We start from the raw sequence: 26,317 nt of genomic DNA on the forward strand, positions 1-26,317 counted from the left end.
TGGCGTTCTCCCGGCCGTCGCTCGGCAGCGGCATGACTTCCCGATGAACCCGCGAAGCCATCCTCGCTGCTGGTCTGTTCCTGATTCGAGCTTTTTCTCGGATTCTTCGTGTCCCCGACTGTCGCCTTCCGGCTCGTCGGATTGTTAAAGCCAGTCCAGGATGATGTCGATGATTCGGAAGAGGAGATCAAGTCGTTCGCCCATGGATGCTACTAATCTTGCGAGCCGTCGGAGGCGTCGTTTTTTCCTCTTGTTCATTCTAAATTCCCCCTTTCATTCTAAAGGAAGGCTGAGCGTGTTTTATACAACCATAGAATAGATAGATTTGAAAAAATCCTAACGGGGATTCGTATTTTTCTTTGAAGAGTATTTGATTGGATGCAGCTGATATATGTTGGGAAATAAGTTGAGAGCGAGAAGGATAATTAAGGGGAATGGATAATTTATTACATAGGAATGGAATTATCGTTGAAGCGAGGGATTGGAAATGATTACAAAAGAGGAATTTATGAAGCTGTCCAAGGACGATATGATCGCTACCTATCGGTCTTATAAAGTGGAGCATAAGGTAAGCGATATTGCCAAAGCGTTCGGCTTTAGAGCGTCGCCCAACTTATATATGTTTCTGCGGAAATTGGGCATTTACGAAAATGTTGTGTCTCAGATGAAGTTGCCTGCGGGTCTTATAGCGGGCGCATCGCCGTCGATGCAACCGCTGCCTAAGCCGGTAGAGCGTCCACCGGTTCCGTATGGATTTAGCTACGGACTGAACCGAGATGATCTTCCTGGAGATGAACTTGCGACAGCGCTTGAGCGAATCGCGGCTTACTTGCGTTTAGAAGAAGGTTGTATATCCATTCGTCTTTCGGTTCATCATGTCGAGCGCGAAGTGGTGGAGGAGCCTGCCTCTGATAAGGAGGAAGTTGAATCGTCGGTAGGATAATTTAACACGTGTTATATCGTCGGCCATCCTTTATAATAAGTACATATGTTCTTATTTGGAGGAAAAGCTATGGATGGAGATAAGCGGACCAGGCCACTCCATGAGGAAGTTGAAATGATTCGGGATGCCATCTTGATTCCGTTCATGATTCAGATGGTCGAGAAAAACATGAAGGAAGTTGAGTATCAGCAGCATGTGCTGAAACGCGCTTTTCTCATGACAGGGCAGACGATTTTGGATTTGTTGACGGAAGATCAGGTGCGGATCAGGCGCGAGCTTTTGGCTCGGAAGATTCGGTTGGACTTGGAAAACGTTGAGGTTGGGTTTTCCGGCTCCATCCATACGTACTCGTACCTTTATCGTGGTTATCAGGACAAATTTGGAATGACGCGAGATGTCATGCGTTATGAGATTAGTTTTCGTCTTGCAGCGTACACGTCCCGAGCGTTTGGGAAAGAGGTTCAGGAAGGCGATAAGGCCAAGGATAAAGACATTGAAGCTTTGGGTCCCCCAGTTCGCCAGTCGGGCCAGTAAAGCGAACAAGAGGCTCTAGGCAGGCAAAGTGCGCCTGCCAAGAGCCTCTATGTTCCATTTACTGGCTTTTCCTCCTTTGCGTTCCGAAGAAAAACCGCCTCCGCTTCGCTGCGGTTCCGCCCGTCTCAGGTCTGCTTATGGACAACCAAAACCAGGTTGTCCACAAGCCTCCCTTCGACGAGCGGCTATGCCCTCTCATGTTCGTCACCGATCCTTTTCTATTCCGTGCTCGTCCTACATATTTTTAAGACATGGCTCAAACGAGGCAGGAATAGAACCATCCAATTATTTTCGTTTTAATAAACTTTTAAGTTTACTTTATGTATTTTATCCTGTATAATAGAAATTAAGATAAGGACGAGAGGATGAACGGCGTGGAAAAGCGATTGGAAGATTTCGTGTCGAACGTGGAAGTCATTGTAAAAGCGGTGGGAATCGGGAGGGCTGAGAAAATTATCGGTGCCAGCGCCCGATCCATTAAGCGCTGGATCAATGAAGGTCATGCTCCGTCGCCTGAGAAATTCGACGCTTATGAGAGCGCTGTTCGCGAGTACATAGCAGCCGAACGTCCTGATGCGATGCGAGCGGAAGAAGGTGTGGTTGGCGAAGTGGAAGGGCTTGAAGAAGAAGCTCATTCGGCGGCGAACGAGGACTCCGAGGGTGGGGAGGGGCAGATTTCTGTCGGAGAGACGATTCAAGAAGCTGCACCAGCTCTTGCGGCTCCCGTGACGGGACAACTGCTTGCGGAAGGAATGGGCGTTGTCATTCCTCTCGGACTCATTGATCCGAACCCTTTTCAACCGCGTAAAGTTTTCGAAGATGAAGCGTTGGAGGAATTGAAGGAATCCATTTCTCAATCTGGCCTCCTCCAGCCTCCGGTGGTTCGTCTTGTCGGGGACCGTTATCAGCTGATTGCGGGCGAGCGTAGGACGCGTGCTTGCCGCTTGCTTGGTCTGGAGTCAATTCCGGTAATCATTCGTGTCATGAGCGACGCGGAGGTCGCTGTAGCTGCTGTATCGGAAAACCTGCAACGTCAAGACGTGAGCCAGCTGGCTACGGCGAGGGCGATCAGACGCATGGTCGACGAGCTGGGCATGAAGCAGAGCGACATTGCCTCTCAGCTTGGCGTGACGCAGGCGAAAATCAGCCAGATGATGAGCCTGCTCCGTCTAGAGCCGAAGCTGCTGGATCTCCTTGAAGAAGGGAAAATCAGCGCTTCAATCGGTAGGACCCTGGCCTCGTTGTCTCAGCAAGCTCAGCGGCAGCTTAATGATGAACAGGTAATGGGTTGGAATGTGAAGGAGTGCCAAGAGCGCGTGAACGCAGTGAAAGCTCTTGTGGAGGCGTTGCCTACAGGCGAGGTTCAGGAGGGGGATGCGCTTCTCACCAAGTTCATTAAACTCCACCCCGAATTTATTCATTTAATTAATTCTGTTCATACGCATCCAAATAATATTGAACAGCTGAAGACAAATCAAAATGGCTTTCGTCTGGGCCATTACTATGGATTTGAGACGGAAGATGACAAAATCGGATATCTGATGGATGGAATGAGACGGAATCAAAACCTTAGCTCTTACCCGATTAAGCTAGATGCTTCTTGCATAGATGATTTATTCGTAGTGCTGCGCTCTTTCATGGATATTTACTATCCTTATGAAGAAGCAAGCGTGTCGAAACCAGTTGAGAATAAAGAGGATCTTGGGGGTTCGGACGAAGAGGTTGTCCATCGCCCGGCGACACCGCGCATGACGGCCGACGAGAAGGCGGAGGCGCTTCAACGAGCGCAAGAAGCTTCCCCTATCCCTGTTTTGAGCATCACGAAGTCCACGACGAAAGCAGAACGATTGCTCAAGCGGATGCAGGAGCATCAAGGGGAACCGCTAAACGAACGCTCAGATCGGTGTTACAACTGCCGGAATTTCAATGCGGAAGCTGACACGTATGAGGGGCGTTGCACCGCGCCGTGGGGTGGATTCAGCCTTCATATGCTGAATCGTTACGTGGTTGAGAATGAGCCGGACATGATTCTTTGTTCCAAGTATTCGCCCAAACCGGAGCAGATCGAGGCCGTGAAGAGTCCGGGGATGGATACGGAACATGCGCTGCTCCAGCTGATTCTTCGGGGCATGTCTGGAAGCACTCAGTACATCTACAATTGGATGCCGTCTCTTGAGGGCAAGACGATTGAGGACATCGAAGCTGTGTACATGAATGAAATGAATGCCGAGGAGCGAGCCTATTTCATTTCAAGCTTGTCCCGGCGTATCGGAACTCAGCATGCGTACTCCGCGCCTCAGTACATGGTGCTTCCCAATGGAGAACGGCTTCCGGTCAAGGACAAAAACATTGTTGGAAGTGATGACATCTAATGCACGGCCTCGCGGGGGCTTCCGAGCCTTCGCAGCTCGTCACGGCAACTTGAAAACGGAATTCAAATTTCAAGTTGAATCTGGTACAATGGAAGAAAGGAAAGGGTGATCGACATGGCAAAAGTCATCCCGTTTCCGGCGCACTCCAACGTGCGTCCGGCGGCGCTGGAGCAAGCTCTGCGTAACATAGGCAAGCGGCTTGGCGTAGACCCATTGGAATACCTCGGGATTCGAGGGGATCAAGGGAAGGCGCAGGCTGTTGCGATCCGGAACTTGAGAAAAGAAACCTTCTCAAATGCAAGCCGAATGGAATAGAGAGTGGATAAAGCGCCCTTGCGAAAATGCAAGGGCGCTTTTGTGTGCGTAGGAAAAAGAACAAATTAATCCATAAAAATAAACTTTTAAGTTTACACTTATGATTCTATCATGGTATAATAGATACAGATCATGAGAGAGGAGGTTGGATATGTCATTCATTCCAGTTCAAACGTTCGTTCGAGGGTCTGTCATTAAAGCCAAAATCCCGCCCATTGACGATAAAGTCTTCGAGGGCAAGGGCAAGGATACAGGCAATTTCAAACGCCCAAGCTTCGTGATTGAAGGAGAGCATCGCTTCGTAATGCTCCATGACAGCGATCAGGCAGATATCGATTCACGATGGGTACTGGCTGCTCCCATTACGTCGGCATCGGCGGAAGCTAAAAAAGCGTTGAAAGAGGGGCGCAGCATCCTTGCTTCCTACATACCGGTCGAGCGGGAGTCCTATACGTTCCTAGAGCACGACAGCTACATTAGTTCGGCTCAAATCTTTCCGATGAACCGGCTGTGGCTCTACGATGTTATCTTAGGCCAGATCAGTCCGGAGAAAATGGCGGAGTTCGACACTCAGCTCATCCGAAACACGGGCTTGATGCCGACGGTTCTCGCGCTGGCGAAGATTCTTGCCGTGGAGAACTATGGCATTGATGAAGCAGCGGCTGGACAGGAAAACGCCTGACGAAAAGCGCCCCATAGCGGGCGCTTTCTCTCGGATAATTATCGGTAAAATAAACTTAAAAGTTTACAAAAAGTATTTTCCGTGGTAAAATTGAACTATCGAAAGGGGTTGGAGGCATGGTGTCGATCGTCATCAATAAAGTGCTCTGCCCGGCTTGCCGGAAGGTATCGTATGAAATTCTTGGTGATGACATGGATAGCTGCCCTCGCTGTGGAGGGGTGCCTATGGAAGAAGATGGGGTGCATGGGAAAGTGGACGTGAAGGTCAATGCCATTACGGGGGCGCTCTGGATTTACAGCGAGCTTTCCGAAACCACGATCGCAACGGGAAAGGCGGCGGGGAACCCATGAAGCTCACGGAACGGCAAAGACGAGCGTTTTGGCTCATGGGCGAAGCGCTCGGAGAGCTTTCCGACTGCTGGGATGATGAGCTTGGCGAACTGCTGAGCGCCCACAAGTTGCTCCCCGGTCGATGCGTGCTAGAAGCCAATCGTTTGTACATCAGCTTTGCGGCAGGAGGGGCCGTCCCTGCGGTGGGTGGCGGGAATCCTGCCTAGCAGCGCAGAATAATTATGGGAGGCCCAAAGCGCCCGGCTAAGGGCTCCCATCTTATTACCGAGGAGTGTAAAAACGTGGCAAAGGTCTTAGAAGTCTCCGTTGAGGATATTTCCCCAAACCCTTATCAACCGCGTAAAGCGTTCGGGGAAGAATCGCTGCAAGAGCTGGCGAACTCGATTGCAGAGAATGGTCTTCTCCAGCCTCCGGTTGCCCGATTGGTCAATGGTAAATATGAGCTTGTCGCCGGAGAGCGGCGACTAAGAGCGATTAAGTTATTAGGCTGGGAGACGATGCCGATTCTGCTCAATGAAGCGAGCGAATCGGAAACGGCAGCTGCGGCGATCGTGGAGAACATGCAGCGGGAGGATGTGAATGCGCTTGAAGAAGCGTCCTCCATCGCGCTGATGATTGAACGCCTTGGGCTGACACAGGCTCAGGTAGCTCGGAAGCTCGGGCTGTCGCAGGCGAAAATCAGCCAGAAGCTAGCGCTGCTTAATCTGGTGCCCAAGCTCCAGGAGGAGTATCTGGAGGGGAGGATGTCGCAGTCGGTTGGCCGGATCTTAGCCTTACTGTCCGAGGACATGCAGGGGGAAATTGTTGGGCGGGTCGCCAGCATGACGGCCAAAGATGCTCAGGCGATCGTCAACGGTTCCAAGAGAATCGAAAGAATTCATCCCGACGCGTGCTTGAATAGTAAACTATTTCGCCAATTGTGGGACGCGGGGTGTGTGGACGCGGTACAAGCGTCGATAAACCTTATAGGACTATCGGAGGAGGTTTATCCGCTGTTCAGCTTTGGTGTTCTCGTGGATGGAAAGTCAGGACAGCTTGACTTCAATGATTTTCCCCGACTGCTGGAATTGAGTCACATCCACTTGAAGCGCCTATTCGTAGGCCCGGAAGGCGTGGAAAGTAAAATTTGCTCGAATGCGATTCGCGCCGATCGCATAGATGAGGTGAATCGTTTCTTGCTTGAGCTGCTGGAGGAGCAGGAAATCCTCGCCGCTCAGGAAAATCGGCAGGGTCTCATGCTAGTCCTCCGGCGAGTCGAGGAGGAGGAGCAGAAAGTCCTTGGAGCGTTTGGGGAAAACCAACTCGCTGACTCCGAACTCGCCGTTGAACTGTCGAGGTTCAGAGGCGCGGCGCAAGATGAGGAGTTGGTAAACGAAACGATGTCTAGCGAGGATCTCGCTGGATTGTTAGATGAAGGGTGGGCGCTGCTGGGTGAGCTCGTCCAATTCCGTCCTGAGGCGTCTGAGACGCCCCAAGACATCGGACCATATCTAACTAAACGCCCGCCGAGCGGCGACAATCCGGCGCGGAAACAGCTCCTTGGGCGTGCGTCTCACTTGGCCAAGTTGGCCTATAGGACCGCCAATGAGTTGGGCGCGGGAGAGCGAATGGAAGCGCTCGTCGAGCTATCTAGTGAGGCCAATCAGGTTGCCACGAACGGACTGCATGGCGGCGCTTTATCGGCAGCCTACCGCAGCCTGATGGAGCATCGGCTGCGGGTGCGTCAAATTTATTTGGGCGGAGAAGCAGAACAAGTTGAAGGGAGTCTTGAACAGCTGGTTCACGCATGTGTGCCCGATGCCCTGGTTCCGCCAATCTCGGGGGACGAGTGGATTGTCGTTCGAAGCAGCGATGCGATCCGCGTTTTTGATCCGATGGACTTCAATCAACTCTTCCCTACCCCTGTGTATTCAGCCTTGCTGCATTCCGAGCTGGCGCTAGATGAAGTGGCAGTCGCGGAGGAGACGGAAGAAGAGGACGATGAGGAAACGGACGTCTTGACTATCAATCTTCCCCAATCGTTAATCCAACGGTTGGAGGCTCAGACGGGCTTTGAAGGGGCAGAAGCGGTTCAAGCGTATTTGATCCGGCAGCTACAGTCATAACACGTGTTAAGGGGGCAGGAGGATGGGGGTGTTTTACGAACGCAGCTTCATTGAGAAGCTGAACCAGATGACGCCTATTGCGGAGCTCATGAGTCGCGAGGGGGAGCAGGTGCTGTTCCGGCCCAATGCCTCGACGTTGCCCTTCTTGTGCTCGAGGTGCAATGGCGACATGGATAATAGCAAAATCAATGTTGAAAAAAATTTTTTCAAATGCTTCCGTTGCGAAGGGGTTCTTGGGGTGCCATTCCAAGGCAAACCCATCAATTACGTCCAGCTGAAATACGGCTATTCGCTGGCAGAGGCAGTCGAGCACCTTTGTCATTATCACCGTATCGAGCCTCCTAAGCGTTCGCTTGATGCAAAGGAAAAAGCCAAGGCCAGCCTCTTCGCGGAAGCTGCTCGGTTTTATGAACGCCAACTGGAGCAAACGGATTACTTCGAGCGCCGCGGAGTTTCGACGGATGTGGCGAAGAAGTACCTAGCTGGATTCGCTCCGGCAGAAGGAGACGCCCTTTTCCGTCATTTGGTTGGAAAGGGCTTTAAGAGAGAGCAGCTGGTCGAAGCCGACCTGCTGAAAGAAAGTGGAAAGGACAAGCTCCAGAACCGCATTGTTGTCCCGCTGATGAAAGGCAACATGCCGATCGGGTTTTACTCGAGGCGTGTGGACGAAGGAGCTGTCCTCAAACACTGGGTTGTCGGTGGGCAATCCGCCGTAATTGGAACCGAATACATACGGGAAGGCGTCGAGACGCTTGATCTTTATGAGTCCGCGCTGAACAAACTGGCTGCCGAAACGGCCGGCCTTCCAGCAGGCGTGTCGATCGGGGGATGTACCAATTTTTCGGTTGCCCTTCTTCGCCTTATCGGGCGTCTCAAGCCTGGGCGGGTTCGGATCGTGTTTGATGCGGACCGCCGAGGTCAAGGGCAGCGGATGGCGCTTCAAGTGGGGGAAAAAATCCGGGCGCTAGGAATCGACGTCTATGTCGTTCTGCTTCCGCTCGGGGAGGATGTCTCCTCGTTGATCGCATCCGGACAAACGACTCTCTTCTTGGATCGGATGAACGAGGCCATGCCTTATCTACAGTACCGCGCTCATTATTTGATGAGCTTGATGTCCATGGAAGATATAAAAGATCATATGGAGTGGAGAGATTCATCATGTTCATGCCAAGCGATTTCACCTTTGTCTATGTTATCCTCCTTGTCTTTGCCCTGACGTGCCTCTTCTTCCTGCTGCGCTGGTTCTACGTCTTTATTAAAGGGGACGAAAAGGCGTATCCAAATCTTGTTGTGGCGATGTTGGCGTTTGCCTTGTTCGTTGCGACGGCCAAGTATTTTGACGTCGTCGACGAAGTCATGTCAAAATTTTAATGACTCGAAAAATGGGAGGGAATTGAAAGCATGTTGGGCCTTACAATCCTGGGGATTATATCCCTTATCTGTATCGCATCCCTCACTTAAGCTGCTTTCAAGCAGAACCTGCGAGTGACCGCAATCTCTGGAATTATATTTTTCATTATTCAAGCATCCCTTGTTATTGCAACGCGTATTTACTTCTAGAGATGATTAGCAACGTGCTCGCGTTCATACTTAAATTGGAGGGATTTCATGCTTATCTATACCGTGTTAATTATTCTTGGGGTAACGATGGCGTTTTTCTGGCTCCGCTGGGTGTTTGCTTTGATGGGATATGGAGCACAGAAACGTAGTAGTCTTATTATTTTCGTTGTGGCATTCATATCGTTTATAGTCATTGCCATTGGTTTTGATGTCGTCGACGAAGTTACTTCCGCCTTGTCTTTCTGAAAGAGGAGAGGGTTATATGCAAACACGAGCTGGGGCCGGCGGAGCGCCGCTGAAAAAGAAGGGTCTTTCCAAATTTAGATAAAGGAGGAGATTCGCCGTGATAAAGAGCTTGGTGGGTAAGCGTGTCTCGACGATTTTGGTTTTCGTCATCTTGCAGCTTATCGCCCTTGCGCTGCTGCGCGGGGGGCTGGACATCATGGACGGCAGCAAGGTCTGGACGGCGCTGATGTGGGGTGCGTATCTCTTCCAGATTCTCGGCTGTTTATTTGCTGCATACGAATTTTGGCCCAAAAGGAAAGGGACTGCTTGGACATGAACTTCACCGGCGAAGCGCATCGCAAGAACTTTTAAGCCCTGATTGAAAGATTCGGTGTCCGCACCGACAGCGAATATTTGTCCGCTGCCTACGTGTCGGCCTCCTGGAGATTTTCGGAAAGGTTGGATGGGTGACGCAGACAAGGCCGATCAGTTGGTTCATGCGCTGTTTTGATCAACGGGCCGAAATGTACAAATTTGGGGGTTGAGATGTTGGACAGCAAACGGGAAAATAGGATTCTTACGCTAATGTTGGTGGGGCTGATCGCATTTGTAGCGGTCGGGATCTGGGATCTGCATCTGATCGCCAATATAGTGGAGAGGCTACGGAAATGAGTGACTGCACGTCGCTGTCCGGCATACGGAGCAAGCGCGACGGATGGCCGATGGCCATGTGCCGGGAGGGAGGGACTGGCGCTCATGTCTTCTTTGAGCTTTAATTAAGAAGTGACGACCAGGCTGACAATGTTGAGGAGGTAGTTAGATGCTGAGGCGATCCGGAAAAAGCGAGAAACCAATTGATGCAGACGCGCTGTTGGACTGGCTGGATACATTCCATGGCCGATCCTCTAAAGAAGCAAAGAATCATCCTGATAAAGACATTCGGATGTATTTAGAGGGAAGATCGGATTTGGCGGAAACGCTCTCGTCAATGATTCGTTCCGGTTATTTTGATCCTTTGAATCGAAAGATTCCGGAGTTCGAGGTTGGTGATATGGTGTACCACATTAAGCGCGATTTTAATGATTTGGAGATCATTGGACTCAGCAAGAGCAAGATGACGGCTTCCGTTATATACAAGCATAGTAAGTTTATTAATGGCCAGATGCAATACTATTTTCCGGTCAAGTCGCTCAGGCATAAAATGGACAATAATAATGAAAAAATTAAATCCAGAGACTATTTATAATAAAAAGGATGAATAAAATGAAAATATTTTTTATAATCTTATTTCTCAGTGTAACGTTGATTTTGTTGCCAGCCTGCGGGTTGGGATCCAGCAATCCTGGGAATGGGGAACCCGCAAATGCTGCTTCAAACAGAATTAATGAAATAGAGGACAAGGTCACGAATACGCCGTTGGAAGGGAAATTTAGATCAGAGTACCTTGGCGATGGAGTTCGCGGATGGATACTCTACGATGAAGAAACTGGGTGCGAATACATAGCGGTATCTGGATCTGGTTCCTATACGCCGAGATTAAATTCTCACGGAGCTCCGATGTGCAAGGACTCTCAGTGAAAGGGAGCGTGAGCGTGTAAATGGGGAAATGGGGGAAATTCAAAAGCTTAGGGAATCAAGTGGAAAGAGCAATTCCGGAATGGTCTGCATAGAAAGGGTGAATCATTCAAACATGAATGATATCCATGATCATTTAATGTCTCTATTGGACAAGCAACTTCATTATTTGGATGAGAGATCCGAAATGTTAATGGATAAAGCGACTGCTGCAATGGAAACAGGAGATATTGATTTGGCGAAACGAGTATTAATTGAACAAGAACGTGTAAACTCGCGGTTGGTGGAAATAAAGCATAGATACAAAAATTATTGCAAGAGCAAGCTGGCCATGAATAAGTTCATGAGATTTATTTTTATCTACATAGCCATTACCGTTTGTCTTGCCTTTGGAGCTTCGGCTTGCGCGATAGAGTCGGAGGTGAATGGCGAAACCGAAAAGGAAAAGTCGTCGCGTCTGGAGGGGAAAGTCATTAAGGTGGCTGACGGGGATACATTCACCGTGCAGATCGGTGCGAAGAAGGAGAAAGTTCGTTTACTTCTTGTGGATTCGCCTGAATCGGTTGATCCGGACATTCCAGATCCTGAGCCGTTTTCATTAGAGGCTTCGGAGTTCACGAAGAAAAAGCTCCTAGGGAAAAACGTACAGTTGGAACTTGGGGAGGTGCAGAGGGATAAATATGACCGGCTGCTTGCTTACTGCTATTTGAATGGAGAAATGTTTAATAAGCAGTTGCTGAGTGCGGGTCTTGCCGAAGTGGCATATATCATTCCTCCAAACACAAAATATTTAGATGAGCTGGAAGAGGCAGAAGATAAAGCAAAGAAACAACGTCTTGGTATTTGGGCTGGTAAATAAACAAGCGACATTTATAAGGGGAGAACTTGCATGACCAAGTCGCGTAATACAGGGCAACTCATTGATCCGTTGCTGGAGGAGTCAGTGGGCGTGAAATGGCAGCTGCGCATCAAGAAAAGCATTCGAACAAATCATAATAAAGTGCACCCATTGGCAAAATATCATGCATTTAGGACTGATGGGGCAGAGCGTCATCGCAGTCTTTGTGGGAAGGTTTGGCAAGACGTCAATCAATTTGAAAAAGACTTGCCCGCCGAAGTAGCAGAGAAGAACATGTGCAAGGCATGCTGGGAGAAATGGGAGTGGACCATACACAAGTACGGTGAAAGGGAGTTTGGAAAAATACCTTGGGTAGAGTACAGCCGGCTTTATCTGCCAGAGCCTGGGCGGAAATACCTTGTAACGGATGGCCGTAATGCTGCTGTCCAGTTCATGGATCCTGGTTCTGGATGGCGTAGTGGAAAATTTGAGTCCGCATACTTCGTCGCGAGTAGCCAGGGGGGTATTCCTGATATGGATGTGACCCATTATGCGGAAATTGACATTCCGGAGAGGTGATGTTCGTAACCTTCGTAGCATTCTTAAATGCAAAGCTGCTGGATGACTGCGAAGTGGATGAGGAAACAAACTAAATAACACGTGTTAAGAGGGATGACTTCCAGTCATCTCATTTTTGTTTGTGGACATCAGGGGGTGTGGGAAATATTCATTTGAGGGATTGCGAAACGGAGCTTCGGAGGCGCAAAAGTCCTGCTGATGGAAGTTATTTTTCGAGAGATTAATCCAGATTAAGATCGTTCCACTCTTCGATGTAAAACGGACTAACTTCCAGGAATCTACAGATTTTTAAGGCCAATCTTATTGTTGGTTCCTGGTCTCCATATTCAATGTTCTGATAGTACCTTCTAGAAATACCGCAATGGTCCGCGACCTCTTCTTGTGTTTTTTTGTTTTTCTTTCGAGCGTCTTTTAATTTCATAAGTCTCCCCCTGTGGCCAGCCGGTCTTCATTATAGTATTGGAAGATCATAAAAATAAATACGAATTAAAATTCGCATTATAGATGCTGAGGTGTAGTTCTCTCGGATGTGCGAAGAATTCTTCCGGGCTAAGATGCGATGAAATGAGATTCCGGAGGCCTATATTTTGCGAATTAAAATTCGCATTTTTTGTAGAAATAGAAGAGAAATTGTGGTATTTTAGAACTATAAATGATTACAATATAGACCTTATTACTCATTAAATATCGATATATTACATTAATGCATTTCTAAAGGGAGTCGTAAAAATGAGAAAGCTTATTATGGGTCTTGCGGTTGTTTCTACTGTCTTTTTTGATAAAGGAGCCTCTTATGCAAACGCCTTGCAAGAAAATGAAAGTGTATCATTTTATGTGAGTCAGGCGCATGCAGGTGAGAAGGCTAGTTTCTATGCAGTTGATGTCGAGCCTGGGAGTGTCAGGGAATATGCATTTTTTCTTGAAAACAGTTCATCAACACCTAAAAAAGTACAGCTGTTTCTTACCGATGTTCAACCTGCAATAAATGGGGGGAAATCTTTTCTGACCAAAGGAGAAAAGTCGGTGCGTGCCGGGAGCTGGGGGGTGGAAGATGGAGATGGAATCAAGAGTGTAGAACTAAAAGCGCACGAGAGAAAACCAGTCTCTTTTAAGTTGAAGGTTCCTGATCGAATCGAACCAGGGCAGTATATCGCTGTTGCGGTGAGTCATGAATCTAAAGCTGCTGTAGAAGAGATTTCTGGAGATAAGAAGTCAGTCGCATTCTCCATCAACCCGGAAAAGAATATTGGTATTCAAATTGTAATGAATTACCAACCCGAAAAGGCTGTTCGAGACATTGCAATTGACGACATGGAAAGCGAGATTTTGCCTGATGGGACCACTGAGTTTTTCATTGGACTAAGTAATAAAGGAGGGGTTCTCGAAAAGCCGGAAGGGAAGTTTGAGATATGGAGGGGCGACCAAAAAATTCATGAGATAAAGTATCAGGCTGATTCCATATACGCTAAGACACAAGCCAGGATGAAGTTTTCTGTAAAAGAGGCATTTTCCGTCTCGGAACCGTATCGAATTTTGTTTACATCTATAACGGAAACAGACCAGGATAGCAAAGAGTTTAGTTTCGCCGTAGGGAAAGAACAGTCCAAGGTAATAAGTTCTAACCTGATCGCATCAGGAAATGCGAAGTTATCTATAACAAAAGCATCAGTTTATGACAAGATTCTTTATGTTGGAATCGGCGCAGGTGTCTTGATTCTTATAAATATTATGTTTTTTATTATTTATAAGAAAAGACGAAAAAACAATCAGAGCTCAGGTTCTGTTCAGATATAATTATTTATAAAAGGAGAATATAAAATGAAGAAGTTTTGCACATTGTTCACGCTTGTATGCGCGGTTTCTCTAACTTTAAGTGCTTTACCCAAAAGTTATGCAGCTAATGGAAGTGCTGTGGCGACGGTTCAGGGTGGGGGGATTTCGGTCGCCGTTTCGCACTTGGGAATGAGTAATATTAAATTAGGGGTCAATCCGGACGGGCGATATACGACAACAGGATTAGTTGAGTTTACGACTCATGATAATCGTGGGACGGCGGGTGGTTGGAGCGTGAGTGCGGCTTTGTCTGATTTTAGTCAGCGGGGAGTGGGGGATCCCACAAGCGGGAACTCCAATATTAGTGTTAAGCTAAACGAAGTTTATACATATCTCGCCCTTGTTGGTGGAGACGGACAATACTGGCCCGGAGGGGGCGATGCTCAATATTATTTGTCAACAACGCCGGAGACTATTTCGGTTGCTGAGGCTGGATTTGGTATGGGTTTCGCCTCGATGACGGCTTTGCAGCATACTATGATTCTTACTAGCACGGCGACTATAACTGAAATTAGTGGCAGTGGAAGCAAATATGCTCTCGGAGATGTAATAGGCATTCCAGCCGGCATTTATGAAGCGACTTTATCTACTAATATAAACTCTGGAATCTAAAGGGGAGAGTAAAATGTTTAAGAAAATATTGATGGTGCTTGCTAGCAGCTTGATGTTGACACCGGTTGCGAATGCTCAAGATGTGAATTCTTCGGTTGCTATTTCGTCGGGGAATCTCGAAATTAGCTTCGTAGCCCCGACGTTTAGCCCAATCACGATTAGTGACACTTCTCCGATGATCGCTACGGCGCTTAATCAAAATGTTTCAATTACAGATTATACGGGCAGCGGGGATGGGTGGAGTGCCACGGTTTCGGCAGACAATTTCACGTTAGGGCTTACAGATCCAACATACTCCAATGGATCCATTACTGTATCTTTCCCTGCAAGTTCATTGAAGCTTTCGGGAATGACTGCCTCGCCTTCTTCTGACAGCCCTCCTGTTCATCCGACATATGGACCAGCTAGTCCATCCGAAGTTGTGCTTAGTACGTCCCCCCAACTACTTTCAAGTAGCCAACCAGGATTCGGGATGGGAAAATACGCGCTCAACGTAACCTACTCCTTGAATGTCCCGAATGAAGCGACGATTGTTGGGATGGATTCTTCTGGAAGTCTATATGAGCTTTTCGACAAGACAGGGTTATTCGCAGGGACCTACAGGTCCACGGTGACCATGAATTTAATGGCTGGCGTATGAATTGCACCTGGCCGGTTGAAAAATTAACACGTGTTATAAAAGTGATTTTAGCCCCTTCTTAGGAGGGGTTTTTCTTTGGTTAAATGCAGAAAGAACAGGGCACAGAATATAGATTCCGTGCCCTGTTTGTGGTATAATTAGGGGAGAAAAGATTCTGGAATGGTCCGATAACGGCCTTAAAACAGGGCACGGAAAACGTAACGGAAAAGGAGTGTTTGTTATGGCGAAGCATCTGTCCGTTGGACAGCGCATTAAGAAAGCGGGGACGCTGGCTCGACAGGAGGAAATAGCTCTGGCATGGGCGGAGGACTGGCAGGCCGAATACGATCGGCTCATTCGTAGCTTGGAAGCTGCCGTCCGGCATAATGACTATGACCAGCTTTGCCGGATGACCGGCCAGCTCAAGGCTGTCGGTCAGAAAAAGTTCAGCGCTCTGCCGGGCGTCATCAGGGCGCTTGCGGTCGAATAAAACGCAGGAGGCTTCGGCCTCCAAGGAGGGAAAGGCGCATGGTCGAAAAAATCACGCTGCAAGACTGCCCGCAAGGGCTACAGGACGCCGTAAAGCACGCGCTCGAAAAAAACGGCCGGGCGGAGCTGCTTGGCGCTAGAAAGGTTCCTGCTTCAACTTTGTTTCATGATGGGACGCCCGCAAGCACGTCCTATGATGTGTTCGTGCTGGAAGCAAACACGTTCACCGTGTTTTCCTGGCGCGAGTCTCGCGAGCCTTGGCTTGCAAGCGAGATCGCAGAGCAAAACACCATGACGGCGGGGGAGATCCAGGAAATTATCAACCTGGCCCCAGACTGGATGTTTGACCTTTCGCGGGGAAAATAATTGCGGGAGGCCCCAGGGGCCTCCCAAGGAGGAAGGAAATGGTAATTGAGGTATTTGAAGATGGCAGCAAAATGAAACTTGTCGCTTATCTCGTAACTAACGGAGAGAAAAAGGAGTTGGTGCGAACCGAAAAGGGACGAGACGACCTGCTGAACCAAATTGACGATATAAACTTATCTCACCTTACTGTGAGTTTTAATTAGAGGAGGCTGCCCATGAGTGAAAAACAACGCTTAGGCAGTATTCACCGCGAGCACAGGGTAGAGTGCGGCGGCTGCCACGAATGGCAGCACGATGCAAGTGGCATGGTTGGCCGAGCGGTGTGGGCATTTAAGCGGTCAGGCTGGAAGCTGACCCACGAACGCGGCTGGCTCTGTCCGATATGCGCCGAACTCGGGCCGAGGGACGAGAGGGAGGCCGGAAGGTCTACAAAGGAGGTATAGCGGATGCGAAAGAATGCCAGATACATCGCCAGCAAGTACGACATGGAGCGCAGGCGCGGCGGATGGGCGGTATGGGACCGCTTGCGCCAAGCGTGGGCGATAGCCGATCCAAGTATCTACGGCAGGAAGCTGGACGCCGTGAGCGCAGCGTCCGTGCTGAATGAAGCAGAGGAGGCCTCCCATGAGTGAAGACGGCGGGCAGCCGAAGACGCGGCGCAGAGTAACGCCCGGCTACTGCTACGACAGGGTGGGGCATTGGAATACCAAGTGCTTGCAAGCTGCGGCCAGGGGCGACCTGGACAAGGCTGGAGAGTACAAGACAAAAGCTTATCAATGGTCAGCACGAGGGCAAAGAGAAGAGGCCAGAAGAGCCGGAATTAAGGAGTGGACAGACCATGAGTAACGAACAACATTCGGTCCGCAGGTACACGCGAAAGTGCGGGACTTGCGGCGGAACGAAAGAATATATCTCAATCCAGTCTTTCATGGGGGAGGAGCTTAAAACGCCCGTCACCTGCACTTACTGCGACGAGAACGGGAACGTCTATGACAACGGAGGGGTCGCCCATGAGTAAGCCGCGAGGAAAAGCACTGGAGCTGGTACGTGCTATTGGTGAGGTTGAAGGGCTTGTAGGAAAGGCGCTGGGGTGCGTTGACACGTCTGAGCAATACCGCATTCGCGCATACATTGAAGAGGCCATAAAGCGTTGTCAGGATACCCGTGACTTATTCGACCCAATTTAGGAGGTCGTCCATGAGTGACGAACAGCCAGTGGTAAAGTGGCAGCTTCCCGTAAAGCAAAGCTTCTTTACCGACCATGAATGGATTCATCCACGCGCGAATTACCACGCATTCCAAACCAGCGGTCCGGAGAGGCATCATTCCCTGTGCGGCAAATACGCACAAGACATCGATTTTTTTGAGACAGATATGCCGGAAGGCACGGGCGAAAACTACATCTGCAAGGCTTGCCGGAAGAGATTGGAGGACAGTTGTGCATGGTCGGGGGTGTTGAACGATTCCAATGGATGATTAAGGAGGGGAATGGAGATGGGTAAAGGCAGTCCATTTCCGGAGTACGATTTCGGCCGGGATCAACTTAATATTTGGATCAAAGAGTACGTGGTCTACCTGGATCAAGAAGGTGCTGGCGAAATCGTTAAAGCGGAGCGCATGCTGAATCGCTTTTGCTCTTTCGTTCATGATCGGTACGGGAAGGACCAACTGTCGATTCTCATGCCTCGCGATACCAAGGCGTTTCAAACGTGGCTCCATGATAAGGAGGAGGACGGCGGTTGCAATTATTCCCCCTCCTATATAAATAGCCATTTGGTCGCGCTTGGACAGTTTTTCAAGTGGGTCATGATTCGGCAGCCGGGGTTGCTGCAAGGAAATCCGATGAAAAACGTCTCTATCGTGCGCGCTCGAGCTGAGCCGGAAGCAAAGGCGTTGACGCCGCGTCAAATCATCAGCCTCAAAAATACGGCTGACCGGCTGCCGTTATTTCGGACGCGGAAAAATGCGCGGCCGTTCCGCGATCGTGCGATCGCCTACGTATTTTTATCCGCCGGGGTGAGACGGCATGAGCTTACCGGCATTGATGCGATTCAAGTTGTTCCTTCTAACGTGGAGGAGCTGAGGAAAGCGCGTCGGGCAAAGATTGTCCGAGTCCGGGGGAAGAGGAAGACCGAGCGGACTGTATTCTTGTCGGCCGAAACACGCAGCGCTCTGGCGGACTATTTAGAGAAAGAGCGGCCGCTGGATGCTGTGCCGGGTGCTCGAGCTCTATTTCTGAGTGCAGGTCCGAGCGAGGACAAACGACTTCATCCTCGATCTATAAACAAGATTCTGGATTATATCGGCAGAGTGCATGACGCGAATTTTCCTGATCCGGAACGAAGACTTCATCCCCTTGCGCCGCATGACCTTAGACATACCTGTGCGAGCGAGCTCAGGAGAGGAAATCCGGACATGACGGACCAGGATCTTATGACGTACATGGGGTGGAGTGATAAAGAGCAAATCGCTCGATACACGAAAGCTCAAGAGGAAGTAATGGCAAGTTTCGTGGAACGTATGGATTGATTCCTAGGCAATAAATGCGCAACTGGAACGATATCCCGTCCAGAGATGGGGCGTTAACACGTGTTAAGGTATCGAGAGGAGGGGTTGCCTTGGAGTTTCTTGCAGGGCTGGCTGCGGGCGCGATTTGGTTGGAAGTTCTGCGGCGATTACGCAAACGCGATTTCAAATATAAGCGTGTGATGATGGTTATCGCTGTAGCTTGTCTCGTAATCAGCTTTATCAGCGCAGTTTATCTTGCGGTTCATCAGCTAAAAATCTAAAATCACCTGCGAAAATTCCGGTTTGCGGCCGATAATATACATATACTTATGTCCGCCAGGGACGCTAAGGGGAGTTATTTTAATGGAAGCTTCATTCATGAATTATATTGTGCTTGGATTGCTTGCTGTCGTTTTTCTGATCTGCACGGTAACGGATCTGAGGGAACGCAAAATCTACAACGTCGTTACGTTCACGGCGATCGCGTTGATTATCGTCATCCGGATCTTCCATCATCCGCAAGGCATCGTCATGTATCTGTGGGGACTCATTCCGGCCATCATCTTCTATCTCATCGCCGTTTTGACAAAAGGGCGTGGGACGGGTGGAGGCGACATCCTGCTCATTCTTTTCCTCGGATTGTCCACCGGGATCCTAGGAGCATTCATGGGAATCCTCTATGCCTCGATCCTGACGCTGCTTTTCGCGGCCGTCCGGTATGTGGTGTCGGGGAAGAAGGAACGCCAGCTTCCGATGGCTCCGTTTCTCACGCTCGGGGTGCTGTTGTTCTACCTCCAACCTTTGTGGCTCGCGCCTCTCATCAATATCAGCTAAAGCAAAAGGAGCCGGCATATGCCAGCTCCTTTTTTGCTACAGCATAAACTCATACGGTTCCTCGATGGCGTCGGAGATCATGCGATTCAGCCGATCATCGATTGGCAGCTCGTACCGGCGGATCAAAGAGACGATAGGGATGAGGCGCTTCCGCTCGATCGTATAGTGGGGCATTTTCTTTTCGCGCAAATGGCGCTTCGTCGTGAAGATGCTCATGCGGTCCCCGATTTCGTTAAGGAAGAAATGGGTTTCGTTCGTGTCCAGGAATTGCCGGATGATTGGGCGCTTCCTCGCCTTATACGGCTCAAAATCAGGGACGTCGAACGGGTAGGACTTGCAGAGTTCCAGGGTCAGCTCGAACTCGCGGAAATCGACGGCATAGCCGACGCGGCCGGAGGGGAAGCGGTGCTCGGCAAGGCTCATTTTCTCTCGATACTCGTAGAAACGGGTGTGTTCAATGCCGAGAATTATGGACAGCTCATTGACGCTGTAGTGGATATCTGGATTAAGAATGAGCAGCTTTTACACACCTCCATATCCACTAATTTCCAGTAAAGACGCTCAAAAAAAGAGAGGAATTTCTTCCTCTCTTTTTTGATTCTATCCGCTATTCGAGGTGCCTTCCTTTTTATTGTACCAGATATGATCTTGGATCGTCACGGACAAATTGACGGTCTTAGTGCTGCCATTCTGATACGTTGCGCGAACTGAAGCCGTATAGGTGCCGTCCGGAATCTGAATCCAATACTTCCTCCAGGCATTCGTTGTCCAGCTCGTTTGATTGCTGCTGGCGAGAACGAACGTGTGGCCGAAGTCGGGGTATTCATTGTCCGTCTCGTTGTACAGGAACTGTTTTGGAACGGCTTTTTGAGCTCGGCCAAAATTGAAGCTGATGTTCACGAATCGAGCGTTAGAACTGGTTTGCGCCTTCACGTCAAAGCTTTCTCCAGCAAGGAATTTCCGGATATCCATGTTGTTGTCGTTGAAGTGCTTGATCCACTCCTGGATATGCTGGAGGTCCGCTGTCAGGATGTTAGCTTGTACGACAATCGGCTTGGTCACGGTGGCCGTAGCGCCTTTCGGATCGGTTACGGTAAGCGTAACTTGGTACGTTCCTTTCTCTGCCTTCGGAATTACGGGATTCTGAACCGCGCTCGTGCTCGACTGGCCGCTAGGAGACTTGATGATCCAAGCGTATGTCAGCGGGTCGTTGTCCGGATCGGTGGAGCGATCCAAGAGCTGGATACGATCTTCCTCCCAAACTGGCTTAGGCGTCCAGTCGAAGTCGGCCACCGGCGGACGGTTCGTCTCCAGGTAGAAGTATTTCGGCGAGCTCCATGCGCTCCAATCGAATCCGTCATAGGCGCGAACCTGAATATACATGTTGACCTTCTCGGGAAGATCGGTCGTAGGTCGCCAGCTGCGATCCTTGCCCGGTCGAATATCCGTATCCCTGAGCAATTCGCCGCCGTAGCGGTAGATTCGCAGTTGATACCTGGTTTGCTCATCGCTGTCCGCGTCCCAATAATTCCACTGGAACAGCGGACGGAACTCAATCAGCTTGGTCGGCTGATTCGGGTCGGAGCTGGCGGGCACCGTGATCTGAGCCGATGGAATCTGATTGTGAATGGTCACGGTTTTCGTGATTTGGGCCTCGGCTCCGAGGGAATCTTCGACGCGCTGCCGAATCTCGAACGTGCCCAGCGTGCTGAAACTCTTTTGCCAGCTCGTCCGGCTGCTGCTTGAGATCGTCTCGGCCCCATTGGTTGTCCGGTTCCGCAAGTACCAGGTGTGCGGCAGATTTTCGCGGCCGCCGTCCTCTTTGTCCCATGCGGTGGAGTCAAAGGTGATCGTGACGTTTCTGTACGTGTTGACATGGCTTTGGTTGAAGCCAGGGACAGGAGGCGTGTTGTTTGCGCCTGTGACCGTGACGTCGAGCGTCTTGACCGTGTACGCGGACCAAGCGCCATACTCATCTTTGACGGCCATCCCAATCTCATACATGCCTTTTTCCTGTGGCGTGACGAGCTTTTCGTAGAACGTGTCTCCGGACGGTGTCGTGTAGTAAAACTTCTTCTCCAGAATGCCCCTAGTCACCCGGTAATCGATGCCGGTCGCTTCTGTTGAATATTTGCTCGAGCTTTCGTATCGGTCCGGATCATAGCTGCTGTCCGTCCAAATGACTTTTCCGTCTCCGGACAACGTCACGTTGTATTGCGATACCGGCCGCCGGTGTACCGTGACCTTTTTCACGAACGGATTGCTGTCTTTCCGGTATTCGCCGAATCGATTGTCCGGATACCGGTAATCTGGATGCGGATCATCTTGAGCCTGGAGCTGAACGAGGTAGTCGCCGACTTTATCAAAGACGAGCTGCTCGCTTTCAAACGTCTTTCCGTGCAACGCGGAAAGCCCCTGGTTGTTGATGAACCGCGGCGTGTGCTGGAAGCTCCAGCGATAAGAGCCGGCCTTCGGATCGTTCTCCGGATCGAGGAACTGGATGCTGTCGTATTGGACTTCGGCCTTGGCTGTTCCCTCGTCCCAAATGGCGTAGTCGGCCGACCATTCCACCTTACTGTCGACGGCCTTGTACGTCAAGGCGCTAAAGCGAACATAGGCTTTGTTGGCGAAGTAGCCGAACTTGCCTTCTAAAAATTGCCCGTCCGTCGCGGACAGGATCGGAATGTTGTTCAGGAACACCTCGATCTTGCTTCCGACCGTCTTCACCTTGAAGCCATAGCTGACGTCGGACTGGAAGGGGTAGCTGCCGGCTTGGAGCACGGTGCGATTTCCGCCCACGTACTTCACCAGATCCAAGGAATGGCCATTTGTTTCAACGGCATAGCGGTTTCTAGGGTCCTGCATGCGGAAGCTGAATCCCATTGCTTCCTGATCTACGTCGACATCCATCATCCGCTGGCTGTACTTCATTTCAGCGTCATTCAAGGAGACGTCGGAGACGATCTGTCCGTTGGTGAATGTCTGCCGGACGAGTGGCGTTGTCGATGGAGCGCCGGAGGTGAACCAGATCATGGCGTTCGGCTCGGAATTTTCTCTGCGGATGCGCTCCAGCGCGAAGAGAGATCCGTCTCCAACGTATTCTCGGAAGAAGGTACAGCCTCGGTAACTTGTCACCAAGGAACCGCTCGAGTTGTAGACTTGGCCGTCGGCTTTGCAGTTTCCTTGATCGTAAGGCGTAGAGTTGGTGCTGTAGCCATCTGCTGTCCGCGTTGAGAAGTCCGTACCCTGAGACGATCCATCCCAGTTAAAGGTAGCGTTATTCCAGTTGGACAGATTCTGGAGCGTAGAGCCTGACTTCATGTTGATGACCTTTGTCGTCCGAGTCGGAAGGTATGGATCGCTGCCCATGAAGTAGACGTCCACATAGAGCTCGTTTGCAAATGTGTTCATCCACATCGGGTTATAGCCATAGTAGCCGCCCATGCCCGCGTACAAGCCGATGGAATTGTTGTTTGTTGCCATCTGCTGATTTGGTTCGGAAAGATAACGGCTCCAGACGAGGTTCATCTTCTTGTCGTATTTGTTGATCGTCAAGTCGAAGAAGTTCATCATGTCCCGATACTCGTTTTGCTTGTAGGAATAGCCTTCCAGCGTATACGTATTGCCTTCTGGATCCAAGTACATTTCAGGCGCTGCCCGATATGGGTAGTCGGTAAGGTCCCAGCTGGTTGTCCGGTTCATTTGCTTTTGAATGGAACCGAGCGTGGAGATGGTCATGCTGGGGCTGACCGAAACGAAGTGAGCATATGCGCTTCCGACCTGATAGTTGTCTTTGCCGCCTGAGGCGAAATCACGCTCCATCTTCATGACGATGCCGTTTCCAGATGTGGTCGAGTGAATTACCCAGTTTTTGAAGTTCCAATTCACTTTATCCGTGAACCGATTCATATTGGATGGAACGGTCGTTTCTTGAAGGAGCTGTCCGTTGGCGGCGTCGTAACGCCGAATGATGACATCGTCAACGGAGGAGAGAACGACGTACAGGTACGGACCGGAGAGCTCCCAGGTTACTTTGCGTGAGAACGGTCCGAGCTTGATGATGTAATCATAAGGGCTTCCTTTGCTCCATTTTTTAGCTTTCCAGTCATAAGGGTTATCGCCTTGAACGAGTGGAGAGAGCTTTTTGGGATTGAGTCCGTAGATTTTCATCGTGCCTTGGTAGTTCGAGTAGTCCGTAGTGCTGAACACGACATGCTTCTTGTTGGATCGTACTTTCGGAATTTCATTGTACTGCGTGTACGAGATGCTGTACGCTTCGATCTGACGTCCGGTCTCGTCCGCCAAATAATCGTTGAAATAGGCCGTGTTCGTCAGGGCACGCCATGGGGAGAGGGAGTTGGCCCCAAAGCCGTCATTGGGCTTCGTGCCGGTAATCAGGTCTACCTCGCCGCCGTAGCGCATGAAGGAATACGTGTTGTTTTGGGCATCCCCGAAGTTCTTTGCATCGCCGCCGACAAGGCTGCCACCGTCGACGCTCCAAAGACGGGAAGGGTCAAAGACATTTTCATTTGTGTTCGTGACATAGACGGGCCAGCTAATCATTTTCTCCGGACGAATCGTTGTACTTGCATCAAGGTCCGGCTGCGGGTTTTTGCCTCTCAAATCGAAGGAAACCTCGGGCGCGTTGTTGACGATGTTGAGCGTGTAGCCTTCAATCGGCTCCTCGTCCGTGTTGTCCTTCAAGTTGTAGTCGTCGGTGACTTCCGTCCAGAACAGGTATTTTCCGACCTTCGGAGCCGTGAAGGACACCTTGTCCTTGGAGCCGACGATCGTCTGCCAAGCGTCGTCCTGGAATCCGTTGTTCAGCGCATCATATTTGAAGCGGTAAATCGCGGACACGATCTGGTCGCCGTCCGGACTGAACGACTTATTCAGGATGACGTTGGGTTCGTTCCGTATCCCTAGCTTCGGCACGTCAAGCTTGGCGACAGGAGGCAAGTCCGGCTTCACGATGATGGTACAGCTGGCCGGCTTCTCTGATTTTCTTCCTTCCACGTCAAAGACGTTCAGCTGCACTTCAACCGTGATGTTCTCTTGAGTTCCATTGACATAGGAAGACTGCCTACCGATCCACTCGTCTCGGCTGTGATCGATTGCCGAAAACACGGGACTGTAGCTTTTGCTGGAGTCGAACATGGTGTCTGGTATGTAATGGTTCTCGATGACTTCGTCCGGGCACTTAATAATGGGAATTGGACCCTTGGACTGGACGTTGATGAAAGCAGAAACTTCGCCGGTCGCTCCAAATGGATCGCGGAGCGTGCCTTTCACGGTATGGACACCTGGAGTGTCCATGCGAATTTCGTACATCCCCCAGCTGCCTTCCGGATACCTCCCTTTCAGGCTCTTTATCCATGCGCTGTTCCCGTTGGCAAAATCAAATCCATCAAAGGTGACTTCGTCTCCGTCCGGATCATACGGGGATGGAATGTTCGGGTCGTGCAGAACGATCAGGTACATCGTCTCCCCTTCCACGACGGAGGTTACGGGAGTCGTGGGGTTTTCAGGCCGAACAAAAGCGGCTTTGCCAGAAGGAGGGCGGTTGTTCGGCGGGTTCTTCACTTCGAGCGGGCGAGGGCCAATTTCTTTCTCTCCGCAATCGGTGATGAGGGTCATATAGACCTGATGAGAACCGGCGCCTATTACGTTTGGGTATTCAGCGCGACTGATGGTCGTGTCTGACCAGCTGTAGTACCAGCCTGTCGCTCCGACTTGGGTTCCGCGCTTGATCGTGTACATGTGGCGCAGATATTTGCATTGACCAAATTCCGGGTCTTTTGGGCGAAGCGTGAAGTTGTCCCCGTAGTCGATGGAAGGGGGCGTGACTTCAAAGTTCCCTCCGAAATCCTTGCTCGGGGGAGGAGGGGTGGGAGTAGGTACTTCGCCTGGCGAAAAGGTCCCGTCTACCGTGTTATTGGTTTCGCTGGCTTCGTCAATTGTATTGGCCGAGTCTACCGTCAGCCGGAACGTCTTTGCTGCGTTTGAAGTGAAGGTGCTGGTGAACGTCATTGACCGGCTCGCTCCCGCCTTCATGGAGGGAACGGATTCGGACTTCAAGACTGTTCCGGTTCCGACATCCTTCACGTTCACGGTGAACGACTTACCGATGTCGAGGCCCTCGTTATGATAGTCGGCCGTGAACGTCGCGGCCTTTCCAAGTTCGATTTTTCCAGATGCGCGGATGCTGTCCGCGACGAGATCGGGTTTGGAGGCGTCGATCGGTTCGTAGGTGACGGTCACTGTATACTCGACGGAATAGGTTTTGGCCTCCCATGTCGTCGTCGAATTGAGCGGATAACGACGGCCTTGGACGTTGCCGGAGGTTCCGGCGAGTGCGTCCCAGTGAATCCCCTGTAAATTATTACTGCTTCCAAGCATTAAGCTGACTTTAATGTAACCGTAGCCGGGCTTCCCTTTACCAGTTTGAGTTATCGTCTGGCCGCTAAGGGGGGTGGCTCCGGTAATGCCGACTGATTTTGGTTCGATAAAAGCGTAAGAGACCATTTCTTTATTATCCACACGATTAAATCTTTCTGGTGCTCCTAATGCATCTGACCAAGCAGCGGCCGAACCGTCGGAGTAACGTAGTTTGGCATCGATGGTCGCGCCAGAGCTGTCTCGAGTCGGGATCTGACCTGGATATTGAGAAATCCCGTTCGATATTGTGGAGGCATCTGCCGTAAAGGTATACGCTCCTGTTTCTTCGGTCGACATCGTCCATTGCTTCCCGCTGGAATTGCGCCATATATCGTAATACATGCTTGAATCTCTCGTCCCGGTTAACGATATTTCCTTGCCGTTAACGGGTGGGAGTTCAATCTTGCCGGTGCTGTCGTTATACGAGCCAAGCTGCCCCTTCGGGTTTCCGTTGATGGTAAAGGACCATGATTTCACCTTTTTTCCAGATGACTTAACAACTTGGGTCTGCAAACCTTCGATAATTGGGGTTTGGTGGTA

At 50.3% G+C, this 26,317-nt stretch carries 28 protein-coding genes; 26 read left to right on the top strand and 2 right to left on the bottom strand.

The genetic code is table 11. The annotated features are described in order from the left end of the window. Window positions 1–487: 487 nt before the first annotated feature. From H582_RS0110030 to H582_RS0110105, 13 genes are all read left to right on the top strand, one after another. The gene (locus tag H582_RS0110030; protein WP_028598452.1) at window positions 488–943 is read left to right on the top strand and encodes a hypothetical protein; all 456 of its coding nucleotides are present in this window, start codon (window positions 488–490) and stop codon (window positions 941–943) included. A 69-nt stretch (window positions 944–1,012) separates the two neighbouring features. Beyond that, complete coding sequence (locus H582_RS0110035) at window positions 1,013–1,477, top strand: YhjD family protein (RefSeq protein ID WP_028598453.1); 465 nt, start codon at window positions 1,013–1,015, stop codon at window positions 1,475–1,477. A gap of 365 nt (window positions 1,478–1,842) precedes the next feature. Continuing rightward, window positions 1,843–3,849 (top strand): ParB/RepB/Spo0J family partition protein, encoded by a 2,007-nt coding sequence (locus H582_RS29970; RefSeq protein ID WP_084137003.1) that lies wholly within the window; start codon window positions 1,843–1,845, stop codon window positions 3,847–3,849. 114 nt (window positions 3,850–3,963) lie between these two features. After that, the gene (locus H582_RS0110045) at window positions 3,964–4,164 is read left to right on the top strand and encodes a hypothetical protein (protein WP_028598454.1); all 201 of its coding nucleotides are present in this window, start codon (window positions 3,964–3,966) and stop codon (window positions 4,162–4,164) included. A gap of 151 nt (window positions 4,165–4,315) precedes the next feature. Next, entirely contained in the window at window positions 4,316–4,846 is a 531-nt protein-coding gene (locus H582_RS0110050; RefSeq protein ID WP_028598455.1) for a hypothetical protein, read from the top strand. Window positions 4,847–4,962: 116 nt separating this feature from the next. Then, entirely contained in the window at window positions 4,963–5,196 is a 234-nt protein-coding gene (locus H582_RS0110055; protein ID WP_028598456.1) for a hypothetical protein, read from the top strand. A gap of 281 nt (window positions 5,197–5,477) precedes the next feature. Next, window positions 5,478–7,301: a ParB/RepB/Spo0J family partition protein gene (locus tag H582_RS29975; RefSeq protein WP_052333123.1), complete on the top strand. Its 1,824-nt coding sequence runs from the start codon at window positions 5,478–5,480 to the stop codon at window positions 7,299–7,301. Between the two features lie 22 nt (window positions 7,302–7,323). Beyond that, entirely contained in the window at window positions 7,324–8,517 is a 1,194-nt protein-coding gene (locus H582_RS0110070; RefSeq protein WP_028598458.1) for a toprim domain-containing protein, read from the top strand. A 392-nt stretch (window positions 8,518–8,909) separates the two neighbouring features. Beyond that, entirely contained in the window at window positions 8,910–9,107 is a 198-nt protein-coding gene (locus tag H582_RS0110080) for a hypothetical protein (protein ID WP_028598459.1), read from the top strand. Window positions 9,108–9,204: 97 nt separating this feature from the next. After that, on the top strand, window positions 9,205–9,423 hold the full coding sequence (locus tag H582_RS0110085; protein ID WP_028598460.1) for a hypothetical protein: 219 nt from the start codon (window positions 9,205–9,207) through the stop codon (window positions 9,421–9,423). Window positions 9,424–9,906: 483 nt separating this feature from the next. Continuing rightward, window positions 9,907–10,332 (top strand): hypothetical protein, encoded by a 426-nt coding sequence (locus tag H582_RS0110095; RefSeq protein ID WP_028598461.1) that lies wholly within the window; start codon window positions 9,907–9,909, stop codon window positions 10,330–10,332. 444 nt (window positions 10,333–10,776) lie between these two features. After that, entirely contained in the window at window positions 10,777–11,520 is a 744-nt protein-coding gene (locus H582_RS29980; protein WP_164820129.1) for a thermonuclease family protein, read from the top strand. Between the two features lie 30 nt (window positions 11,521–11,550). After that, window positions 11,551–12,078 (top strand): hypothetical protein, encoded by a 528-nt coding sequence (locus H582_RS0110105; protein ID WP_028598462.1) that lies wholly within the window; start codon window positions 11,551–11,553, stop codon window positions 12,076–12,078. 220 nt (window positions 12,079–12,298) lie between these two features. On the opposite strand, the gene H582_RS30860 is transcribed toward H582_RS0110105, so the two are convergent. Continuing rightward, entirely contained in the window at window positions 12,299–12,499 is a 201-nt protein-coding gene (locus H582_RS30860) for a helix-turn-helix transcriptional regulator (RefSeq protein WP_084137012.1), read from the bottom strand. A 308-nt stretch (window positions 12,500–12,807) separates the two neighbouring features. On the opposite strand from H582_RS30860, the gene H582_RS0110110 reads away from it, so the two are divergent. The 13 genes from H582_RS0110110 to H582_RS31795 all read left to right on the top strand — a co-directional run bounded on the left by H582_RS0110110 (window position 12,808) and on the right by H582_RS31795 (window position 19,894). Next, window positions 12,808–13,872 (top strand): DUF916 domain-containing protein, encoded by a 1,065-nt coding sequence (locus H582_RS0110110; protein WP_127464417.1) that lies wholly within the window; start codon window positions 12,808–12,810, stop codon window positions 13,870–13,872. Between the two features lie 24 nt (window positions 13,873–13,896). Beyond that, window positions 13,897–14,523 (top strand): hypothetical protein, encoded by a 627-nt coding sequence (locus H582_RS31775; protein WP_127464418.1) that lies wholly within the window; start codon window positions 13,897–13,899, stop codon window positions 14,521–14,523. A 13-nt stretch (window positions 14,524–14,536) separates the two neighbouring features. Next, window positions 14,537–15,163: a hypothetical protein gene (locus tag H582_RS31780; protein WP_127464419.1), complete on the top strand. Its 627-nt coding sequence runs from the start codon at window positions 14,537–14,539 to the stop codon at window positions 15,161–15,163. A gap of 220 nt (window positions 15,164–15,383) precedes the next feature. Further along, window positions 15,384–15,632, top strand: a complete 249-nt coding sequence (locus tag H582_RS0110115) for a hypothetical protein (protein ID WP_028598464.1) — start codon at window positions 15,384–15,386, stop codon at window positions 15,630–15,632. Between the two features lie 38 nt (window positions 15,633–15,670). Beyond that, the gene (locus H582_RS0110120; protein WP_028598465.1) at window positions 15,671–15,997 is read left to right on the top strand and encodes a hypothetical protein; all 327 of its coding nucleotides are present in this window, start codon (window positions 15,671–15,673) and stop codon (window positions 15,995–15,997) included. Between the two features lie 38 nt (window positions 15,998–16,035). Continuing rightward, window positions 16,036–16,200 carry a hypothetical protein gene (locus tag H582_RS31785; protein ID WP_156876699.1) on the top strand — a complete coding sequence of 55 codons (165 nt, stop codon included), beginning with the start codon at window positions 16,036–16,038 and terminating at the stop codon, window positions 16,198–16,200. 243 nt (window positions 16,201–16,443) lie between these two features. Then, the gene (locus H582_RS0110130; RefSeq protein ID WP_028598466.1) at window positions 16,444–16,629 is read left to right on the top strand and encodes a hypothetical protein; all 186 of its coding nucleotides are present in this window, start codon (window positions 16,444–16,446) and stop codon (window positions 16,627–16,629) included. Next, a complete protein-coding gene (locus H582_RS0110135) occupies window positions 16,622–16,843 on the top strand; it encodes a hypothetical protein (protein WP_028598467.1) in 222 nt (73 codons plus the stop codon). Before H582_RS0110130 ends, H582_RS0110135 begins: the two co-directional genes overlap by 8 nt. A gap of 351 nt (window positions 16,844–17,194) precedes the next feature. Continuing rightward, window positions 17,195–17,473: a hypothetical protein gene (locus H582_RS0110145; RefSeq protein ID WP_028598469.1), complete on the top strand. Its 279-nt coding sequence runs from the start codon at window positions 17,195–17,197 to the stop codon at window positions 17,471–17,473. 18 nt (window positions 17,474–17,491) lie between these two features. Beyond that, the gene (locus H582_RS26880) at window positions 17,492–18,526 is read left to right on the top strand and encodes a tyrosine-type recombinase/integrase (RefSeq protein ID WP_052333125.1); all 1,035 of its coding nucleotides are present in this window, start codon (window positions 17,492–17,494) and stop codon (window positions 18,524–18,526) included. 89 nt (window positions 18,527–18,615) lie between these two features. Beyond that, window positions 18,616–18,786, top strand: a complete 171-nt coding sequence (locus H582_RS31790; RefSeq protein ID WP_156876700.1) for a hypothetical protein — start codon at window positions 18,616–18,618, stop codon at window positions 18,784–18,786. Window positions 18,787–18,883: 97 nt separating this feature from the next. After that, a complete protein-coding gene (locus tag H582_RS0110160) occupies window positions 18,884–19,339 on the top strand; it encodes a prepilin peptidase (RefSeq protein WP_164820130.1) in 456 nt (151 codons plus the stop codon). 18 nt (window positions 19,340–19,357) lie between these two features. After that, window positions 19,358–19,894, top strand: a complete 537-nt coding sequence (locus H582_RS31795) for a hypothetical protein (RefSeq protein ID WP_127464420.1) — start codon at window positions 19,358–19,360, stop codon at window positions 19,892–19,894. A 45-nt stretch (window positions 19,895–19,939) separates the two neighbouring features. Here the strand turns inward: H582_RS31795 and H582_RS0110175 are convergent, their stop codons facing one another. After that, complete coding sequence (locus H582_RS0110175) at window positions 19,940–26,074, bottom strand: CARDB domain-containing protein (protein WP_205621417.1); 6,135 nt, start codon at window positions 26,072–26,074, stop codon at window positions 19,940–19,942. Between the last annotated feature and the right edge of the window lie 243 nt (window positions 26,075–26,317).

The sequence above is a fragment of the Paenibacillus pasadenensis DSM 19293 genome, from assembly GCF_000422485.1.
Taxonomy (GTDB): Bacteria; Bacillota; Bacilli; order Paenibacillales; family Paenibacillaceae; genus Paenibacillus_O; species Paenibacillus_O pasadenensis.

Excerpts from the sequence above, each read along its gene's own strand:
- H582_RS29980 (WP_164820129.1), top strand. The coding sequence starts at position 10,777 with ATGAATGATATCCATGATCATTTAATGTCTCTATTGGACAAGCAACTT.
- H582_RS0110070 (WP_028598458.1), top strand. The coding sequence starts at position 7,324 with ATGGGGGTGTTTTACGAACGCAGCTTCATTGAGAAGCTGAACCAGATG.
- H582_RS0110110 (WP_127464417.1), top strand. The coding sequence starts at position 12,808 with ATGAGAAAGCTTATTATGGGTCTTGCGGTTGTTTCTACTGTCTTTTTT.
- H582_RS0110080 (WP_028598459.1), top strand. The coding sequence starts at position 8,910 with ATGCTTATCTATACCGTGTTAATTATTCTTGGGGTAACGATGGCGTTT.
- H582_RS0110175 (WP_205621417.1), bottom strand. The coding sequence starts at position 26,074 with ATGTCGACCGAAGAAACAGGAGCGTATACCTTTACGGCAGATGCCTCC.
- H582_RS0110115 (WP_028598464.1), top strand. The coding sequence starts at position 15,384 with ATGGCGAAGCATCTGTCCGTTGGACAGCGCATTAAGAAAGCGGGGACG.
- H582_RS31775 (WP_127464418.1), top strand. The coding sequence starts at position 13,897 with ATGAAGAAGTTTTGCACATTGTTCACGCTTGTATGCGCGGTTTCTCTA.
- H582_RS0110050 (WP_028598455.1), top strand. The coding sequence starts at position 4,316 with ATGTCATTCATTCCAGTTCAAACGTTCGTTCGAGGGTCTGTCATTAAA.
- H582_RS0110160 (WP_164820130.1), top strand. The coding sequence starts at position 18,884 with ATGAATTATATTGTGCTTGGATTGCTTGCTGTCGTTTTTCTGATCTGC.
- H582_RS31795 (WP_127464420.1), top strand. The coding sequence starts at position 19,358 with ATGCCAGCTCCTTTTTTGCTACAGCATAAACTCATACGGTTCCTCGAT.
- H582_RS0110030 (WP_028598452.1), top strand. The coding sequence starts at position 488 with ATGATTACAAAAGAGGAATTTATGAAGCTGTCCAAGGACGATATGATC.
- H582_RS0110130 (WP_028598466.1), top strand. The coding sequence starts at position 16,444 with ATGCGAAAGAATGCCAGATACATCGCCAGCAAGTACGACATGGAGCGC.
- H582_RS0110105 (WP_028598462.1), top strand. The coding sequence starts at position 11,551 with ATGACCAAGTCGCGTAATACAGGGCAACTCATTGATCCGTTGCTGGAG.
- H582_RS0110095 (WP_028598461.1), top strand. The coding sequence starts at position 9,907 with ATGCTGAGGCGATCCGGAAAAAGCGAGAAACCAATTGATGCAGACGCG.
- H582_RS0110055 (WP_028598456.1), top strand. The coding sequence starts at position 4,963 with ATGGTGTCGATCGTCATCAATAAAGTGCTCTGCCCGGCTTGCCGGAAG.
- H582_RS29970 (WP_084137003.1), top strand. The coding sequence starts at position 1,843 with ATGAACGGCGTGGAAAAGCGATTGGAAGATTTCGTGTCGAACGTGGAA.
- H582_RS0110045 (WP_028598454.1), top strand. The coding sequence starts at position 3,964 with ATGGCAAAAGTCATCCCGTTTCCGGCGCACTCCAACGTGCGTCCGGCG.
- H582_RS0110035 (WP_028598453.1), top strand. The coding sequence starts at position 1,013 with ATGGATGGAGATAAGCGGACCAGGCCACTCCATGAGGAAGTTGAAATG.
- H582_RS26880 (WP_052333125.1), top strand. The coding sequence starts at position 17,492 with ATGGGTAAAGGCAGTCCATTTCCGGAGTACGATTTCGGCCGGGATCAA.
- H582_RS0110145 (WP_028598469.1), top strand. The coding sequence starts at position 17,195 with ATGAGTGACGAACAGCCAGTGGTAAAGTGGCAGCTTCCCGTAAAGCAA.
- H582_RS31780 (WP_127464419.1), top strand. The coding sequence starts at position 14,537 with ATGTTTAAGAAAATATTGATGGTGCTTGCTAGCAGCTTGATGTTGACA.
- H582_RS31785 (WP_156876699.1), top strand. The coding sequence starts at position 16,036 with ATGGTAATTGAGGTATTTGAAGATGGCAGCAAAATGAAACTTGTCGCT.
- H582_RS0110120 (WP_028598465.1), top strand. The coding sequence starts at position 15,671 with ATGGTCGAAAAAATCACGCTGCAAGACTGCCCGCAAGGGCTACAGGAC.
- H582_RS0110135 (WP_028598467.1), top strand. The coding sequence starts at position 16,622 with ATGAGTGAAGACGGCGGGCAGCCGAAGACGCGGCGCAGAGTAACGCCC.
- H582_RS30860 (WP_084137012.1), bottom strand. The coding sequence starts at position 12,499 with ATGAAATTAAAAGACGCTCGAAAGAAAAACAAAAAAACACAAGAAGAG.